We start from the raw sequence: 15,896 nt of genomic DNA, 5'->3' as shown, positions 1-15,896 counted from the left end.
CCGCGGCGGTCGGCGATCAGCCCGCGGACAGCCGGTTGAGCTCCGGGTAGCTCAGCCCCTCGGCGAGCACGGTGAACGTGCCGCTCCGGTACACCTCCTCGGCGGCCCGGCGGACCGCCGCGTACGCCACCTCGGCGAGGCCGGGGCCCAGGCTGATCCGGGCCACCCCGAGCTTCGCCAGCTCGGCGACCGCCGGGGCGCCGGGGCCGGCCAGCACGTTCAGCGGCGCCGGGACGGCCCCGACCAGGGCGGCGATGGTCTCCGGGTCGGACACCCCGGGGGCGAACACCCCGTCCGCGCCCGCCGCGACGTACGCCCGCAACCGGCGGACCGCCTCGTCCAGCCGGCCCTCCGGGGCACCGATCCCGCGCAGGAACACGTCGGTGCGCGCGTTCACGAAGAGCGGCACACCGGCCGCGTCCGCCGCGGCCCGGGCGGCCGCGATCCGTTCGGCGGCCTCCTCCAGCGGGCGGCCCTCGTCCTCCAGGTTCACCCCGACCGCGCCGGTGGCGAGCAGCCCGGCGACCGTCTCGCCGACCCCGGCGGCGCTGTCCGCGTAGCCGCCCTCCAGGTCCGCGGTGACCGGCAGGTCGACCGCCCGGACGATCTGGGCCGTCCGGGCCAGCACCTGCTCGCGGTCCGCGCCGCCGCCGTCCGCGCTGCCGAGCGACCAGGACACGCTCGCGCTGGCCGTCGCCACCGCGCGCGCCCCGGTGCCGGCCACCAGCCGGGCGCTCGGCACGTCCCAGGCGTTCGCCAGCACCAGCGGCTCGCCCGGGCGGTGCAGCTCGCGCAGCAGCCCGGCCTTCTCCCGCCGGACGCTCCGATCGACGGCGCTCACTTCGCCGCCGGGCTCATGCGGGTGGCGAGGCTGAGCCGGTTCCAGACGTTGATCGTGGCGATCAGCGCGATCAGCTGGGCCAGCTCGGTCTCGTCGAACTGCGCGGCGGCCTCGGCGTAGACGTCGTCCGGCACGTGGGTCTGGGCCACCAGGGTGATCGACTCGGTGAGGGCCAGGGCGGCGCGCTCGCGCGCGGTGAACCACGGGGCCTCGCGCCAGGCCGGGAGGGAGAGCAGACGGTGGTCCAGCTCGCCGACCTTCTCGGCCTCGGTGGAGTGCATGTCGATGCAGAACGCGCAGCCGTTGATCATCGAGGCGTGCACCTTGACCAGGTGGGCGAGCAGCGGGTCGAGGCCCTGCCGGGAGGCCCGCTCCACGGCGATCATCGCCTGGTAGTAGGCGGGGGCCACCTTGAACATCTCCAGCCGCTGCTCGGGGGCGGGCACCGGGCCCTGGTTCGTACGCGTCGTCTCGTCCGTCGTCTCGTTCGTCGTCATGGCCGCCAGCCTAGGAGCGCGGCGGCCCGCCGTCCTGGTGCGATCGGCCATCCGTTCCTTGGGCCACTTCCGGCGTACGAACGGCCGTGCGAGGATCGCTGGCAGGAGATCGCCGACAGGACGAGGTCAGGGGGCACGACCGTGTGCACGGCGTTCGTCAGCATCGAGCCGGAAGCAGCCGTCCCGGTGCTGCTGCTGTCCGTCCGGGACGAGTACCTGGGCCGGGCCTGGCTGCCACCGGACCACCACTGGCCGGACCGGCCCGAACTGCTCGGCGGCCTGGACCTCGCGGCCGGCGGCACCTGGCTGGCCGTCGACCCCGACCGGCGCACCGCCGCCTGCCTGCTGAACGGCTTCGGCCCGCTCGCCCCCGCCGACGCCCGTCGCACCCGCGGCCGGCTGCCGCTCACCGCCGTGCGGGAGAACGGGATCGGCCACCTCGACCTCACCCCGTACGACCCGTTCCACCTCGTCCTGGTCCGGGCCGACGGCGCCCGGGTGTTCAGCTGGGACGGCGGACGGATGGAGGAGCGCGAACTGCCGACCGGCCTGAGCGTGGTGCTCAACGACGGGCTGGAGGGCCTGGCCGCCGGCCGGACCACCTCCGCGCGGATCCGCGCCCTGATGGCCGCGCGGGCCGCCCACTTCCGCGCCCGCCTCACCGCCGAGCCCCGGCCGGAGCCGACCGCCGACGGGCCGGCCGCGACGGCCTGGGGCGGCTGGCTGCCGGTCGTCGCCGGGGACGGGCTGGCGCCGGACGCGGACGCCGCGCTGATCCAGCGGCGGGACTTCGGCAACGGGCGGATCTGGGGCTCCTCGTCGATCTCGCTGCTCGCGCTCGGACCGGACCTGCTGCGCTACGACTTCGCGGCCGCGCCGGTGCGCGCGGACGGGCCGGGCTGGCGGCGGGTCGCGGCGGGCTGACGGCGGATGGTGGCGGGCCGAGGGCGCGCGTCCGCGGAGAAAAGGACTTGAACCTGACGTCGCGGTAGGCGGCATCGTGGCGCGGGTCGAGCCCGAAGGAGCCCCGCCGTGACCCGTCCGGACCGCCGCCCGCACCGCCCCCGCCGCCTGCTCGCCGTACTCACCGTCGCCCTGCCGCTGGCGGGCACACCGGCCGCGGTCACCGCCGTCGTGCTGCTCGGCGACGCGGCGCACCGGGCCGTCCCGTCCGCCACCGTCCTGGCCACCGTGGCAGCGGTGTTGCTCGGACACCTCGGCCACGGTGTCCCGCAGCCGTACGGTCGGTGAACTTCCGACGGCGGGGTTGGCGAACGTCTACATGCGCGTAGTAGCTTCGCGAGGGCCCCGGATCCGGCCGGCCACCGACCCCCGAGCGAAGGTGCGCGATGTCGACCCTGACCTACCCGGAAGCGATAGGCGTCGGCCTGCTCCAGGGCGTGACGGAACTCTTCCCGGTCTCCAGCCTCGGCCACAGCATCCTGTTGCCCGCCCTGGTCGGCGGGAGGATCCAGCACGACCTCGACATGACCGCCGAGGGATCCTCGTACCTCGCCGCCCTGGTCGCCCTGCACCTGGCCACCGCGCTCGCACTGGTGGTCTACTTCCGCAAGGACTGGGTGCGGGTCTTCGACGGGATGGTCGGCTCGATCCGGCACCGCCGGGTGGAGACCCGCAACGAGAAGCTCGCCTGGCTGCTCGTCCTCTCCACCATCCCGGTCGGCGTGGCCGGCCTCGCGCTGGAGAAGGCGCTGCGCAACGCGCTCGGCAAGCCCGTCCCGGCCGCGGTCTTCCTCGCCCTCAACGGGCTCGTGCTGCTCGGCGCCGAGCGGCTCAAGCGCGGCGGCACCGGCCGCCGCCGGGCCGGGCACGCGGCGCCCGCCGACGAGCCGGGCGCGGACCCGGCGATCGCCTCCGACCACCGGCTGACCAGGCTGGGCTACGGGCAGGGCGCCTGGATCGGCGCCGCGCAGATCCTCGCGCTGTTCCCGGGCATCAGCCGCTCCGGCGTCACCATGAGCGCCGGCATCCTGCGCGGACTGCACCACGAGGACGCCGCCCGGTTCTCCTTCCTGCTCGCCACCCCGGTCATCCTGGCCGCCTCGGTGCTGAAGGTGCCCGAGCTGTTCAGGCCGGAGAACTCCGGCGTGCTCGGCCCGGTCCTCGCGGGCAGCGTCGCCGCCTTCGCGGCCGGCTACGTCTCGGTGCGGTTCCTCACCAGGTACTTCGAGACCCGCAGCCTGACGCCGTTCGCGCTCTACTGCTTCGTGGCGGGCGTCGGCAGCGCGGTCTACCTGTCGCTCTGAGCCCGGCTCCCGGCCCCGGCCAGGATCCGCGCGAGTTCGGCCGGACGGGAGAACATCGGCCAGTGCCCGGTGTCCAGTTCCACCAGCCGCCAGTGGCCCGCCGCGATCAGCTCGGCGGCCACCGGCGGCGGCTCCGGCCAGTCCAGCAGGCACTTCACGTACACCGTCGGGAGCGCGCTCAACGGGCCCGCCAGGACGGCGGGTTCGGTCAACGAAGGGCCCGGGTGCGGGGTCGCCCCGGCGGCCATCCGGTTGATCTGCCCGACCGTCAGCCCCTGCCCGGCGAACTCGGCCGGCGGCAGCGGCGGCCACCAGCCCCCGTGCGCGGCGAGGTCCGCCCGCAGCGCGGCCGGCTCCGGCATCTGGTCGGCGAAGGACTCCCCCGCCACCGGCACGTTGGCGTCCACCAGGACCAGCCCGGCCAGCCGGTCTCCGATCCGTTCGGCGGCCTGGCCCACCGGGATGCCCGAGTAGCTGTGCCCGACCAGCACCACGTCGCGCAGGTCCAGCCGCTCCACCTCGGCGACGACGTCCGCCACGTGCGCCTGCTGCCCGGCGGGCGTGCCGCGCCTCTCGGCGAGCCCGGAGAGCGTCAGCGGGTACGCTCCGTGCCCGGCCGCACGCAGCTCCGCCACGACCCCGTCCCACGCCCAGGCCCCGAGCCAGGCCCCCGCCACCAGCACATAGTTCGCCATGGGCGGCACGGTAGCGCGCGGGTGCGACAGCGGCCCCGGACGCACCGGGAAACACCCCGTGGAGGAAGTGTGACGACCGCCCCGGGCCGTCGAGTGGCCCCGACGGCGGCCCCGGACTCCGTGATGCCGAGGCCTCCGGACGGCCGGGCGAGAATGGGGCCGTGAGCACCTCCCGGACCACCTCCTGGACCACCTTCGGCGGCGACCTGCACCTGGACCTCACCGAACGGCGGGCCGCCGGTACCGGACTGCGGGCCGCCCTGGAGGACGCGCTGCGCGAGGCCGTCCAGGACGGACGGCTCGCCCCCGGCACCCGGCTGCCGTCCTCCCGGGCGCTCGGCGAGGACCTCGGCATCGCCCGCAACACCGTCGTCGAGGCGTACGGACAGCTCACCGCGGAGGGCTGGCTCAGCTCCCGGCAGGGCTCCGGCACCACCGTCGCCCGGCAGACGGTGCCCGAACCGACCCCCGGCCGGCGGCCCGCCACCCGGTCGGCACAGCAACGGCCCACCGCCCGCCACGACCTGATGTCCGGACGGCCCGACCTCTCGCTCTTCCCCCGCACCGCCTGGCTCGCCGCCGCCCGCCGCGCCCTGGCCACCGCACCGCACGAGGCCCTCGACTACGGCAGCCCGCTCGGCCGGATCGAACTGCGGCAGGCACTCACCCACTACCTGGCCCGCGTGCGCGGCGTGCGCACCGACCCCGACCACCTGCTCGTCTGCACCGGCGTCACCCAGGGCCTCGCCCTGCTCTGCGCCGCCCTGCGGGAGCGCGGCGCCCGCACGCTGGCCGTCGAGGAGTACGGGCTGCCGCCGCAGCACGCGACCGTCCGGGCCGCCGGACTCACCACCGCCCCGGTGCCGTTGGACCGGGACGGCGCCCTGGTCGACCGGCTCGACGCCCGGGCCGGCGCCGCCCTGCTCACCCCCGCCCACCAGTACCCCACCGGCGCGGCACTGTCCGCCGACCGGCGGGCGGAGGCGGTGCGGTGGGCGCGGGAGCAGGACCGGTACGTCATCGAGGACGACTACGACGGCGAGTTCCGCTACGACCGGCAGCCGCTCGGCGCGATGCAGGCGCTGGACCCGGAGCGGGTGGTGTACGCCGGGACGACCGCCAAGAGCCTCGCGCCGGGCCTGCGCATCGCCTGGCTGGCCCTGCCGGACGCGCTGGTCGAACCGGTCGCCCGGCTGAAGGCGCTGGCCGACACGATGTCCCCGGTGCTGGACCAGCTGACGCTGGCGGAGCTGATCACCTCCGGCACGTACGACCGCCACGTGCGGCGCTGCCGGCTGCACTACCGGCGCCGACGCGACCACCTGGTCGCGGCGCTCGCCGAACACGCCCCGCACGTCCGGGTCACCGGCATCGCGGCCGGCCTGCACGCCGTCCTCCAGCTGCCGCCCGGCTCCACCCCCGAACCCGAACTCCTCGCCCGCGCCCGGCAGGCCGGCCTCTCCCTCAACGGCCTCACCTGGCACCGCGCCACCCCGTCCGCCACCGAGGCCCCACCCGCCCTGGTCATCGGCTACGGCACCCCGCCGGAGCACGCCTTCCCGGCGGCGGTCCGGGCCCTCTGCGAGCTGCTGCGCGGGGCGTAGGGGGGACGCCGCCGGGGTCGGTCGGCGGGGCCGGCCCGGGAACGGCGGTCCGCCCGCCTCCCTCGGGGGCCGGCTCGGGAACGGCGGTCCGCCCGCCTCCCTCGGGGGTGGGGGCGGGCGGACGTAGGGGGCGGAACTACTTGTTGCGGCTGCCGAGTTCGAACAGGAGGATGATGAAGCCGGCGAAGAGGTGGCCGCCGGCGGTGTAGATCAGCAGGCGGAGGTAGATCCGCTTGTTGGCCCACTTGCCGGCGTCCATGGTCTTCGGGCCGGCGGCGGTGTCGGGGGCGGCGGTGGTGGTGGGATCGGCCATGGTGATCTCCTCCGGGGTGTTCTGACGGCGGGTCAGTGCAGGGCGGCGGGACCGCCGCCGAGGCAGAGTTCGCCGCCGGGGCTCTGCAGCAGGGTGTGGACGAAGAGCAGTTCGACGCCGCTGTCCGACTCCGCGGCGATGCAGTGCGGGGTCAGCGAGTCGTAGTGGGCCGAGTCGCCCACCGCGAGGTGGTGGACGCGGTCCCCGAGGGTGACCCGGAGCGCGCCCTTGAGGACGTACAGCCACTCCTCGCCGGGGTGGACCCGGACCACGGTGTCCTGCACGCCCGGCGGGACGTGCACCCGCAGGGCCTGCATGGCGCGGCCGGGGGCGCCGGCCCGGCGGTAGCCCCAGCCTCCGGCCCGGCCGGGCTCGATGGCGCCGCCGCGGACGATCGGGTCGGGCTCCGCCAGCGTCTCGCCGAGCAGGCCGGAGACCGAGGTCCCGTACGCGCGGGCGAGGCCGAGGAGGACGGGCAGCGAGGGCTGCCGACGGCCGGTCTCCAGCCGGGACAGATAGGCTGGGGAGAGTCCGACCCTCCCGGCGGCCACCTCCAGGGTGAGCCGGCTGCTGAGCCGGTGCTCACGAAGGCGGGCGGCGAGGCCGGCGACCTCCTGGTCGTCGAGCTGTTCGCCCGTGGCGGCGGCACCGGTGGAGCTGCTGGTCATGTGTCCAGTGGACACCCGCCGTGCCGCACGGGCAAGAAATTTGCCCCAGAGGCAAACCGTCCCGGCGGCCCCGCGCTCACGGCCGCGGGATGTTCCGCAGGTTGCTCCGCGCCAGGTCGATCATGCGCCCGACGCCGCCCGAGAGCACCGTCCTGCTCGCCGCCAGCGCGAAGCCCTTCAGCTGGGCGGCGGTGATGTGCGGCGGGATGGACAGCGCGTTGGGGTCGGTGACCACGTCCACCAGGGCGGGGCCCGGCCGTTCCAGCGCCTCCACCAGCGCCTCCCGGACCCGGGCCGGCTCGGTGACCCGCTTGGCCTGGATGCCCATCGCCCGGGCGATCCCGGCGTAGTCCACGTCCCCGTTGTCGATCTCGGACTCCAGGTAGCCGGAGACCAGCATCTCCAGCTTGATCATGCCGAGCGCCCCGTTGTTGAAGACCACCGTCTTCACCGGCAGCCGGTGCTTGGCCACCGTGAGCAGCTCGCCGAGCAGCATGCCGATCCCGCCGTCGCCCGCCATCGCGACCACCTGCCGCCCGGGGCAGGCGAGCTGGGCGCCGATCGCGTGCGGGAGGGCGTTGGCCATCGAGCCGTGCAGGAAGGAGCCGATCACCCGGCGGCGGCCGTTGGGCTGGAGGTAGCGGGCGGCCCAGACGTTGTTCATGCCGGTGTCCACGGTGAACACGGCGTCCTCGGCGGCCACCTCGTCGAGCACCGAGGCGACGTACTCGGGGTGGATCGGCAGATGCTTCTCGATGTCCCGGGTGTACGCCCCGATCACGCCCTCCAGCGCCCGGACGTGCTTGCGCAGCATCCCGTCCAGGAAGGCCCGGTCGGACTTGGCGTCCAGCAGCGGCAGCACGGCCCGCAGGGTGGCGGCCACGTCGCCGTGGACGGCCAGGTCGAGGGCGGTGCGGCGGCCGAGCCGGGTGGCGTCGTGGTCGACCTGGACGGTGTGCGCCTGCGGCAGGAAGGAGTCGTACGGGAAGTCGGTGCCGAGCAGCACCACCAGGTCGGCGGAGTGCAGCGCCTCGTGGCAGGCCCCGTAGCCGAGCAGGCCGCTCATGCCGACGTCGTACGGGTTGTCGAACTGGATCCACTCCTTGCCGCGCAGGGAGTGGCCGATCGGCGCGTTCAGGGCCTGCGCGGCCGCCGTCACCTCGGTGTGCGCGTCGCGCACCCCGGCGCCGCAGAACAGGACCACCTTGCGGGCCGCGTTGAGCAGCCGGGCCAGTTCCTGCACCTGGGACCAGGGCGGCGCGGCGACGGCCTGCTCGGTGAGGAAGTGGCTGGTGCCGGTGGGCGCGGCGGCGGGGAGCGCGGCGACGTCCCCGGGGAAGGAGAGCACCGAGACGCCGTGCGAGCCGAGCGCGTGCTGGATGGCGACCCGCAGCAGGCGGGGCAGCTGGGCGGGGGTGGAGAGCATCTCGCACCAGGTGCTGCAGTCGGTGAACACCCGCTCGGGGTGGGTCTCCTGGAAGAAGCCGGTGCCGATCTGCCCGGACGGGATGTGCGAGGCGAGCGCCAGCACGGGCAGGCCGCTGCGCTGGGCGTCGTAGAGGCCCTGGACGAGGTGGGTGTTGCCGGGGCCGCAGGAGCCGGCGCAGACCGCGAGCCGGCCGGAGAGCTCGGCCTCGGCGGCGGCCGCGAAGGCGCCGGCCTCCTCGTTGCGCACGTGCACCCAGCCGATGCCGTCGGCCCGGCGGATCGCGTCCACCACGGGGTTGAGGCTGTCGCCGACGACCCCGTAGACCCGCTCCACCCCGGCCTGCCGGAGCACCTCCACCATCTGTTCGGCCACGCTGGGCACGGCTGCACTCCTTCGGTCGCCACGGGACACCTGCACCCTCCGCCGGGGAGGTCGGGGGCGCAGCCGGGGCGGGCCGAAGGAGTGACGGGGTGGAAGGGACGGCCGGGGCGCGGGCTACTCGGCCGCCAGGTGGTCCTGTTGGCCGAGTTTGCCCACCACGAGGCCGGCCTGGGGCTGGCGGCGGGCGGGTTCCCGGCCCGGGGGCTGGGCGACCCGCTCCTGGGCGGGCGGGACGGTGGTCGGCACGGTGACCGGGGCGCCGGTCTTGACCTGCACCGCCTCGCCGTCGTGCCGCAGGTGGAGGACCTCGCCGCGGCGCAGGGTGTACGTCGTCCGCTCGTGGGTGATCTCGATGCCGAGCAGGTGGCCGCGCACCAGCAGCGAGAAGCTCAGCCGCATCAGCCCGGAGGGCAGCCGGGGCCGGAACGAGAGCGTGTCGTTGTGGTCGCGCAGTCCGCCGAAGCCGGCCACCAGGGCGATGCAGGCCCCGGCGAGCGAGGCCATGTGCAGGCCGTCGCGGGTGTTGCCGCCGAGGTCGTGCAGGTCCATCAGGGCGGCTTCGGCGGTGTAGTCGTAGGCGAGGTCGAGCTGGCCGACCTCGGCGGCGATGACCGCCTGGGTGCAGGCGGAGAGCGAGGAGTCCCGGACGGTCAGCCGCTCGTAGTAGGCGAAGTTGCGGGCCTTCTGCTCGTCGGTGAAGGCGTCGCCGCGGACCTGCATGGCGAGCACCAGGTCGGCCTGCTTGACCACCTGCTTGCGGTACAGGTCGAAGTACGGGTAGTGCAGCAGCAGCGGGTAGTTCTCCGGCGGGGTGTGCTCGAAGTCCCAGACCTGGTGGTGGGTGAAGCCGTCGGCCTGCGGATGGACGCCGCGGTCCTCGTCGTACGGGATGTACATCGCGGCGGCCGCGTCGCGCCAGGCGGCGGTCTCCTCGGTGTCCACGCCGAGCAGGGCCGCCTCGTGCGAGTGGCGGACGGCGGCCTCGGCGGCGGCGCGCAGGTTGCTCTGCGCCATCAGGTTGGTGAAGACGTTGTTGTCCGCGACGGCGCTGTACTCGTCGGGGCCGGTGACGCCCTCGATGCGGAACCTCCCGGCCACGTCGTGGTGGCCGAGCGAGCGCCACATCCGGGCGGTCTCGACGAGCAGTTCGAGCCCGTACTCGCGCTCGAACTCCGCGTCCCCGGTGGCCCGGACGTAACGGGCGACGGCGGCGGCGATGTCGGCGCCGATGTGGAAGGCCGCGGTGCCGGCCGGCCAGTACCCGGAGCACTCCTCGCCGCGGATCGTCCGCCACGGGAACACCGCGCCGGACAGGCCGAGTTGGATCGCCCGCTCACGGGCCAGCGGCAGGGTGGTGTGCCGCCAGCGCAGGGCCTGGTTGACGGCGGCGGGCAGGCAGTAGGTGAGCACCGGCAGGACGAAGGTCTCGGTGTCCCAGAAGCTGTGCCCGTCGTAGCCGGGGCCGGTCAGCCCCTTGGCCGGGATGGCCCGCTCCTCGCTGCGGGCGCCGGCCTGCAGGACGTGGAAGACGGCGAACCGGACGGCCTGCTGGAGTTCGACGTCGCCCTCGATCTCGATGTCGCTGGTCTCCCAGAACTCCTTGAGGAACTCGGCCTGTTCGGCGACCAGCCCGTCCCAGCCGGTGTACCGGGCGGCGGTCAGGGCCGCCTCCACCTGGTCCCGGAGGGCGGGCAGCGAGCGGGTGCCGGACCAGCCGTAGGAGATGAACTTGGCCAGCCGCAGCCGCTGTCCTGGCTCGAGCACGGTGGTGACGCTGATCCGGCAGTGGTCGGCCTCGGCCTCGGCGACGGTGTCGGACTTCTCCGGGCCCTCGATGACGTGGTCCATCCCGGCCGCGACCCGGATGCCGCTGTAGCGGGTGCGGTGCACCAGGACGGCCTTGGTGGCGCTGGCGTGGTGCGCCTCGGGTTGCAGCGGCGCCTCCAGCACGGCGGCGGCCCGTGGGTCCCCCTCGGGGCCGCCGGGCAGCTGCTCGTTGGCGACCAGCTCGGACTGGAGCACGATCCGCACCGGGCCGTCCACCGCCTCGACGCTGTACTCGACGGCGGCGACGGCCCGCTGGGTGAGCGAGACCAGCCGGGAGGAGCGCACCCTGATCGTCCGCCCGGCCGGGGAGGTCCACTCGGCCTCGCGGTGCAGCAGGCCCTCCCGGAAGTCCAACCAGCGTTTGTGGCTGATCAGTTCGCCGTAGCGCAGGTCGAAGGGCTCGTCGTCCACCAGCAGCCGGATGATCTTGCCGTTGGTCACGTTGATGACGCTCTGGCTGGACTCCGGGTAGCCGTAGCCGCCCTCGCCGTACGGCAGCGGGCGCAGTTCGAAGACGCCGTTGAGGTAGGTGCCTGGCAGACCGTGCGGCTCGCCCTCGTCCAGGTTGGCGCGCAGGCCGATGTGCCCGTTGGAGAGCGCGAAGACGGACTCGGCGCGGGCCATCGAGGCCAGGTCCAGGCCCTGTTCGGTGATCTGCCAGGGATCGATCGTGAAGTTGGCCTCCGGGCTCACGCGCCCACCTCGCTGCGCTCGGCAGGGGCATTCGCCCACACGCACCTCTTGATGGCTCTCTCTCCCCCAGCCTCCGGCCGGGGGTACCCCCACCGCTCGCTCACGATTCGCCTCCCAGGAGTTCGGAGAGGTCCTGGACGACCACGGTGGCGCCGTCCCGGCGCAGTTCGGCGGCCTGGCCGGTGCGGTCCACCCCGACCACCGCGCCGAAGCCGCCGGCCCGGCCGGAGGCGACCCCGGCGAGCGCGTCCTCGAAGACCGCGGCGTGGGCGGGTTCGACGCCGAGGGCGCGGGCGGCGTACAGGTAGGTGTCGGGGGCGGGCTTGCCGGGCAGGCCCTCGGCCTTGGCGACGTTGCCGTCGACGATCACCTCGAACAGATCCTCGATGCCGGCCGCCCGCAGCACGTCGCGGCAGTTGGCGCTGGAGGAGACCACGGCGCTGGGCAGCCCGGCCGCGCGCAGCCGGTGCACGTAGTCGACCGATCCCTGGTACGGCCGGACGCCCCGCTCCCTGATCAGCCGCAGCACGGTGTCGTTCTTGGCCCGGCTGATCCCTTGCACGGTACGGGAGTTGGGCGGATCCTCCGGGGTGCCCTCGGGCAGTTCGATCCCCCGGCTGAGCAGGAACGCGCGGGTGCCGTCCAGGCGTGGGCGGCCGTCCACGTAGGTGTCGTAGTCGGTGACGACGTCGAAGGGGACGAACTGCCCGCCGCTGCGGGCGGCTTCGGCGCGCAGGAAGGCGTCGAAGGTGTCCTTCCAGGCCGCGGCGTGCACCTTCGCGGTCTGGGTGAGCACCCCGTCGAGGTCGAAGAGGAAAGCACGGATGTCGTCCGGTAGCCCCAGCATGGGTGCAGTCTTACCCGGGAACGCGGGGGAAACCGCCCATTTCCCGGCGGCGCGTCGCGGGAAGGGCGGCTTCCGGCCGCGGGCCCGTCGGTCGGCGGGCCCGGGTCGATCGACCGGCCGGGGCGGGACGGGCCACGGCGGCCGCTACGGGGAGTCGGGCATCTGGGCCTCGGGCGACTCGATGACCGCGAAGGCCGCGCCCTGCGGGTCCTGGACCACCGCCATCCGCCCGGACTGCATGTCGAAGGCCGGCTGGATCACCGAGCCGCCGGCCTTGACCAGGGCGTCCACCGTGGAGTCGGTGCTGTCCACCGAGAAGTAGGTCATCCAGTGCGAGGGCGTGCCGGGAGCCAGGTAGTCGGGGATCCCCTGCATGCCGCCCACCGTGCGGTCGCCGACGTTGAGCGAGAAGTAGCCGTCCATGCCCTGGATGGTGGCCGGGCGCAGCCCGAGGGCCGGCTGGTAGAAGCGGCCGGCCGCGCCGGTGTCGGCGGTGTTGAGCTCGTTCCAGACCAGCGCGCCGGGCTCGTTGACCACGCCCGCGCCGATGAAGTCCATCGCCTGCCAGACGCCGAACACCGCGCCGGTCGGGTCGGCGGCGACCAGCATCCGGCCGACCGTGCCGACGTCCATCGGGTCGTACAGGACCGTGCCGCCGGCCGCGGCGATGGACGTCCTGGCCGCGTCGGCGTCGTCCGAGGCGAGGTAGGTGGTCCAGGCGACGGGCGGCACCGGCTGCCCCTCGGGCGCCATCTGCGCCATGATCCCGGCGACCGGCCGGCCGTTGAGCATGCACACGGCGTAGCCGCCGAACTCGGCCGGGCCGACCTCGCCCTGCCAGCCGAACAGGTCGCGGTAGAAGTCGAGCGCGGCCTGCTGGTCGCTCGCCATCAGGTCGACCCAGCACGGGGTGCCGGGCATGTACGGATCGGTGACTACGGGCATTGCTGGGCCTCCCGGAGGCGGTGGTGGCCGGCTGTGGTGGTCGGGGCGGTCGGGGTGGCCTGAGCCGTCCGGCCGTCTGGGCTGTCGGGGTGGTCGGGCCGCCGTCCCGGCCGGGCCGGGTGGGGGTGCGGCCCGGCCGGGAGGACGGCGGTACACCGCCACCTTCGGCCCGCCGCCGCGATCCCGCCACCGGACGGCGCCCTGGCGGGCGACCGGCGGCCGGACCGTCACAGGGCGTCCGCGGGGTGTTCACGGGGCGTCGTGGCGGTGCGCGGTGACGAAGTAGGGCTGCACCTTGCCGCTCTGCGCGTAGTCCTTGAGCCGGACCAGCAGTTCGGCCCAGGTGCCGGCCACCGCCGGGACGCCGTCCTCGCTGCCCGGCTGCCAGCCGCCGTGCCGGAACAGCAGCCGGGTGCGCTCGGGGGCGGTGGGCTGCCCCTCGGGTGCGGCGGGCCGGTCGGGCGCGGCGGGCCGGTCGGGCGTGGCGGGCTGGTCGGACAGCTCCCAGCTGATCCAGGTGCCGGCCCAGTGCGGTGGGAAGGAGCCGGCGTTGGTCCACACCACCCGGTCCCGGTCGGCGCGCTCCACCCGCAGCCGGAACGGCTCGGGGACGTCGGGGAAGTCGAACAGCAGGACGTCGCCGTCCCGGTCCGCCCCGGTGGTCCACCAGGCGGTCAGCCCGTCGTGCGTGGTGAGCGCGGCGAGCACCACGTCCCGGGGCGCGGCGATGTCGAGCTGGAGGGCGATCTCGGGCATGGGGTCCGCCTTTCGCGGTGACCGCTGGGTTCCCGCCCTGGGGCCCACCATGGCACGACCCCCGGGCCCGCGCGCCCCGGAGGGCGCCGGCCCGGGGGTCGTCCCCGTGCTCCGGTGATCAGGTCGGCCCGGTCAGCCGCCGCTGCCGAAACTGGTGTTCGCGCAGATGTCGTCGTCCGCGGAACGGGCCTCGTTGGTGATGGTGGTCGGCAGCGGCTGCGGGGGCGCCGGGACGCCGGGGGCCGCGGACGGCGCCGCGCCGCCGGCGGGCGCGCCGGACGCCATCCCCGCGGCGGCCGCGAAGTCCTGGCCGACGATCACCGAGATGCCCCGTGCGCCGCTGGGCTCCAGGCCGGCGCCCGGGAACAGCTCGGCGACCTTCTCGGCGTTGGCCTTCTGTCCGGAGCCGTACTCGATCGTGGTGGTCTTGTACTTGGTGCTCGCCGCCTGGCCCGCGGTGCTGGCGATGAACTTGGCGCCCTTCAGCTGCTCGGTCGCCTTGCCGGCCAGGCCGTTGACGAGCGTGCCGTTGTAGACCGCCACCCGGATCGCCGAGTTGCCGGCGTCCCCGGCCGGGGCGGCCGGGGTGGTGGCCGGCGCGGACTGCTGCGGGGCCGGGCTGGCGCCGCCGGTCGGGGCGGCGTCCGGCTGCTGGCCGGTGGCGTTCTGGCCGTCGATGGTCTGGTCGGCCTTGAGGGTCTCCCAGAGCTTGTTGGCGTCCGGCTGGACGAGGTCGAGGTCCTTGTCCTGAGTGCGGTAGCGCCAGGGCGCCGTCACGAACTTGAGGTCGTGCATGTCGATGTTCTTCAACGACAGACCGAAGGAGAGCAGCTTGTCGGCCGAGTCCAGCCCCGGGTCGACGACCAGCGACTTGGTGGCGGCGTCGGCCAGCGGCAGGAGGGTGGTGGGGTTCATCCCCTCCTTCTTGATCTTGCCGGCGAGCGAGCTCAGGAACGCCTGCTGGCGCTTCATCCGGCCGATGTCCGAGCCGTCGCCGATGCCGTGCCGCAGCCGGACGTAGTCGAGCGCCTTCTGCCCGTCCACCGTCTGCTTGCCCTGCGGCAGCACGAGCGCGCCCTTCTTGGGCAGCTTGGGGTTGATGTCCCCCTCGTAGATCGGCTGCGGCAGGCATATGTCCACGCCGTTGACGGCCGAGGTCATCGCGGCGAATCCGTTGAAGTCGACCACCATCGTGTGGTCGACCCGGATGCCGGTGAGCTTCTCCACCGTGTTCTGGGTGCAGGCCGGGTTGCCGTCGTCACTGCCGCCCATCGAGAACGCGGCGTTGAACAGGTCGACGTTGCCGCCCTTGGTCCACTTGCCGTTGGGCAGTTTGCAGGAGGGCAGCTCGACCTTGGCGTTGCGCGGGATCGAGATGCCCACGGCGTGCTTGTGGTCGGCGTAGACGTGCAGCAGGATCGTGGTGTCGGAGCGGGCGCCGCCGTCCTCGCCGCCGCCGAGGTCGGAGTTGTTCTTGCCGCGGCTGTCGGAGCCGATCAGCAGCACGTTGACCGGCTTGTTGCCGTCCGCGTCGGCCTGTGCCTCCGGCGGGCGGTTGCGGGCTATGGCGTCGGCGTCGAAGGACTTGATGTTGGCGTTCAGCTTGAAGTAGATCGCGCCACCGACACCGGCTATGACCACCAGCACGCCCGCCGTCGACCAGGCGACGATCTTCTTCACGTTCTTCTTGGGCTTGGCGCTCTTGCGCGCCGCGGCCCGGCCTCCGCCCGCGGCCGCCGAAGCACCACCCTTGCCCTGGGCGGCACGGCGGGCTTCCGCCCGGCCGCCGCGCGGTCCGGGTACGGAGCCCGTGGCGTCTTCGGTCTTGGGCACGTCCCCACCCCGAGCCGGGCTCTCGCCCCTCCGACCTGACATGCGCGTACCTTTCACCGACGGAAGCGACGCCCCTGACGATCCGGCGCACCGCACACAGAGAGACGGTCCGGACCGTTCCCAGGTTGCACATACGACCGTCACCACTAACCGACGATCGTGGCTTCCGATCATATTTAGGCCCGACACGATCACCGACGCTCGCCCCTCGAACAACCCCACCGGCCGGTAGGCAACATCCGTACAGAACGGCCGAAAACGCCCTATTGCGACGTGACCCATGCCACTCCACCGGCACCG

The 15,896-nt window shown here is 74.2% G+C and carries 15 protein-coding genes; 4 read left to right on the top strand and 11 right to left on the bottom strand.

The window, feature by feature from the left end:
- Window positions 1-16: 16 nt before the first annotated feature.
- Together ACGF13_RS31885 and ACGF13_RS31880 are read right to left on the bottom strand one after the other, a co-directional pair.
- Entirely contained in the window at window positions 17-841 is an 825-nt protein-coding gene (locus ACGF13_RS31885) for an isocitrate lyase/phosphoenolpyruvate mutase family protein (RefSeq protein ID WP_392881858.1), read from the bottom strand.
- Entirely contained in the window at window positions 838-1,338 is a 501-nt protein-coding gene (locus ACGF13_RS31880; protein ID WP_392881855.1) for a carboxymuconolactone decarboxylase family protein, read from the bottom strand. Before ACGF13_RS31880 ends, ACGF13_RS31885 begins: the two co-directional genes overlap by 4 nt.
- A gap of 141 nt (window positions 1,339-1,479) precedes the next feature.
- Here ACGF13_RS31880 and ACGF13_RS31875 point away from each other — a divergent pair, with 141 nt between their 5' ends.
- The 3 genes from ACGF13_RS31875 to ACGF13_RS31865 all read left to right on the top strand — a co-directional run bounded on the left by ACGF13_RS31875 (window position 1,480) and on the right by ACGF13_RS31865 (window position 3,605).
- Window positions 1,480-2,262 carry an NRDE family protein gene (locus ACGF13_RS31875; protein ID WP_392881852.1) on the top strand — a complete coding sequence of 261 codons (783 nt, stop codon included), beginning with the start codon at window positions 1,480-1,482 and terminating at the stop codon, window positions 2,260-2,262.
- A 108-nt stretch (window positions 2,263-2,370) separates the two neighbouring features.
- Window positions 2,371-2,589, top strand: a complete 219-nt coding sequence (locus ACGF13_RS31870) for a hypothetical protein (protein WP_392881850.1) — start codon at window positions 2,371-2,373, stop codon at window positions 2,587-2,589.
- A 98-nt stretch (window positions 2,590-2,687) separates the two neighbouring features.
- Window positions 2,688-3,605, top strand: a complete 918-nt coding sequence (locus ACGF13_RS31865) for an undecaprenyl-diphosphate phosphatase (protein ID WP_392881848.1) — start codon at window positions 2,688-2,690, stop codon at window positions 3,603-3,605.
- Here ACGF13_RS31865 and ACGF13_RS31860 read toward each other — a convergent pair.
- Window positions 3,590-4,300 (bottom strand): alpha/beta fold hydrolase, encoded by a 711-nt coding sequence (locus ACGF13_RS31860; RefSeq protein ID WP_392881846.1) that lies wholly within the window; start codon window positions 4,298-4,300, stop codon window positions 3,590-3,592. The two genes, ACGF13_RS31865 and ACGF13_RS31860, sit on opposite strands and share 16 nt — an antisense overlap.
- Before the next feature lie 161 nt (window positions 4,301-4,461).
- On the opposite strand from ACGF13_RS31860, the gene ACGF13_RS31855 reads away from it, so the two are divergent.
- Complete coding sequence (locus tag ACGF13_RS31855; protein WP_392881843.1) at window positions 4,462-5,904, top strand: PLP-dependent aminotransferase family protein; 1,443 nt, start codon at window positions 4,462-4,464, stop codon at window positions 5,902-5,904.
- Window positions 5,905-6,040: 136 nt separating this feature from the next.
- Here ACGF13_RS31855 and ACGF13_RS31850 read toward each other — a convergent pair whose 3' ends face one another.
- The 8 genes from ACGF13_RS31850 to ACGF13_RS31815 form a co-directional block, all read right to left on the bottom strand.
- Window positions 6,041-6,217: a DUF6126 family protein gene (locus ACGF13_RS31850; RefSeq protein ID WP_392881840.1), complete on the bottom strand. Its 177-nt coding sequence runs from the start codon at window positions 6,215-6,217 to the stop codon at window positions 6,041-6,043.
- Between the two features lie 32 nt (window positions 6,218-6,249).
- Window positions 6,250-6,885 carry a helix-turn-helix domain-containing protein gene (locus ACGF13_RS31845; RefSeq protein ID WP_392881838.1) on the bottom strand — a complete coding sequence of 212 codons (636 nt, stop codon included), beginning with the start codon at window positions 6,883-6,885 and terminating at the stop codon, window positions 6,250-6,252.
- 76 nt (window positions 6,886-6,961) lie between these two features.
- The gene (locus tag ACGF13_RS31840; RefSeq protein WP_392881932.1) at window positions 6,962-8,674 is read right to left on the bottom strand and encodes a pyruvate dehydrogenase; all 1,713 of its coding nucleotides are present in this window, start codon (window positions 8,672-8,674) and stop codon (window positions 6,962-6,964) included.
- 135 nt (window positions 8,675-8,809) lie between these two features.
- Window positions 8,810-11,215 (bottom strand): glycoside hydrolase family 65 protein, encoded by a 2,406-nt coding sequence (locus tag ACGF13_RS31835; protein WP_392881836.1) that lies wholly within the window; start codon window positions 11,213-11,215, stop codon window positions 8,810-8,812.
- A gap of 100 nt (window positions 11,216-11,315) precedes the next feature.
- Window positions 11,316-12,062 carry an HAD family hydrolase gene (locus ACGF13_RS31830; protein ID WP_392881834.1) on the bottom strand — a complete coding sequence of 249 codons (747 nt, stop codon included), beginning with the start codon at window positions 12,060-12,062 and terminating at the stop codon, window positions 11,316-11,318.
- A gap of 144 nt (window positions 12,063-12,206) precedes the next feature.
- Complete coding sequence (locus tag ACGF13_RS31825) at window positions 12,207-13,007, bottom strand: VOC family protein (protein WP_392881831.1); 801 nt, start codon at window positions 13,005-13,007, stop codon at window positions 12,207-12,209.
- 249 nt (window positions 13,008-13,256) lie between these two features.
- Window positions 13,257-13,763, bottom strand: a complete 507-nt coding sequence (locus tag ACGF13_RS31820) for an SRPBCC domain-containing protein (RefSeq protein ID WP_392881829.1) — start codon at window positions 13,761-13,763, stop codon at window positions 13,257-13,259.
- 132 nt (window positions 13,764-13,895) lie between these two features.
- Window positions 13,896-15,596 (bottom strand): LCP family protein, encoded by a 1,701-nt coding sequence (locus ACGF13_RS31815; RefSeq protein WP_392881826.1) that lies wholly within the window; start codon window positions 15,594-15,596, stop codon window positions 13,896-13,898.
- Window positions 15,597-15,896 lie beyond the last annotated feature (300 nt).

The sequence above is a fragment of the Kitasatospora sp. NPDC048286 genome, from assembly GCF_043201735.1.
In the GTDB taxonomy this organism is placed as follows: Bacteria; Actinomycetota; Actinomycetes; order Streptomycetales; family Streptomycetaceae; genus Kitasatospora.
Note: the sequence above shows the minus strand (reverse complement) of the source record. Positions and strands in the feature narration are given on the sequence as shown.

Bases quoted from the DNA above. Each gene is read 5' to 3' on its own strand.
- ACGF13_RS31880 (WP_392881855.1), bottom strand. From the start codon at position 1,338: ATGACGACGAACGAGACGACGGACGAGACGACGCGTACGAACCAGGGC.
- ACGF13_RS31865 (WP_392881848.1), top strand. From the start codon at position 2,688: ATGTCGACCCTGACCTACCCGGAAGCGATAGGCGTCGGCCTGCTCCAG.
- ACGF13_RS31860 (WP_392881846.1), bottom strand. From the start codon at position 4,300: ATGGCGAACTATGTGCTGGTGGCGGGGGCCTGGCTCGGGGCCTGGGCG.
- ACGF13_RS31850 (WP_392881840.1), bottom strand. From the start codon at position 6,217: ATGGCCGATCCCACCACCACCGCCGCCCCCGACACCGCCGCCGGCCCG.
- ACGF13_RS31845 (WP_392881838.1), bottom strand. From the start codon at position 6,885: ATGACCAGCAGCTCCACCGGTGCCGCCGCCACGGGCGAACAGCTCGAC.
- ACGF13_RS31840 (WP_392881932.1), bottom strand. From the start codon at position 8,674: ATGGTGGAGGTGCTCCGGCAGGCCGGGGTGGAGCGGGTCTACGGGGTC.
- ACGF13_RS31830 (WP_392881834.1), bottom strand. From the start codon at position 12,062: ATGCTGGGGCTACCGGACGACATCCGTGCTTTCCTCTTCGACCTCGAC.
- ACGF13_RS31825 (WP_392881831.1), bottom strand. From the start codon at position 13,007: ATGCCCGTAGTCACCGATCCGTACATGCCCGGCACCCCGTGCTGGGTC.
- ACGF13_RS31820 (WP_392881829.1), bottom strand. From the start codon at position 13,763: ATGCCCGAGATCGCCCTCCAGCTCGACATCGCCGCGCCCCGGGACGTG.